Below are 382 nucleotides of genomic sequence, written 5' to 3'. Positions count from 1 at the left end.
CTCCTATTGACTGTAATCGGACAGGGCGTCGCGGATTTCCTGCGCGAGCACCTTAACGACGGCGGTTTTGTTGTAATCCAGCGCCGGACGGATAAACGGCTGTGGCACCTGCTTGATGGTGCCCATTTCCTGCGCCAGTGCTTTCATGCGATGGGGTTTAGTGGGGCCGACCGTGATCATCACCCCGCCCTTGTACTTCTTGGATTTTGTGGAACGAATTTTGATATTGTCCCGCAAGTGGGGGCCGTCACTTTTTTCGTCGTATCCGGCGTGGGTTTCCATATCTTCTTTCACGATGCCCATCGCGGCTTTTCCGGCCTTGCGCAGGATTTGGGTCTGGAGATCAGTTTCCAGTGCCTGTAACCGGCGCCCCAGCTCCTCC

1 protein-coding gene is annotated in these 382 nt (G+C 56.0%); it reads right to left on the bottom strand.

Annotated elements, in window-relative coordinates:
* Window positions 1-3: 3 nt before the first annotated feature.
* Window positions 4-382 (bottom strand): HK97-gp10 family putative phage morphogenesis protein (locus tag AAC854_RS23270; RefSeq protein WP_340619151.1); only part of this gene is annotated, 379 nt, incomplete at its 5' end.

The organism is Xenorhabdus entomophaga, assembly GCF_037996725.1.
GTDB classification, from domain to species: domain Bacteria; phylum Pseudomonadota; class Gammaproteobacteria; order Enterobacterales; family Enterobacteriaceae; genus Xenorhabdus; species Xenorhabdus khoisanae.
The sequence above is the reverse complement of the archived record's forward strand: the minus strand, read 5'-3'. Positions and strand labels throughout refer to the sequence as shown.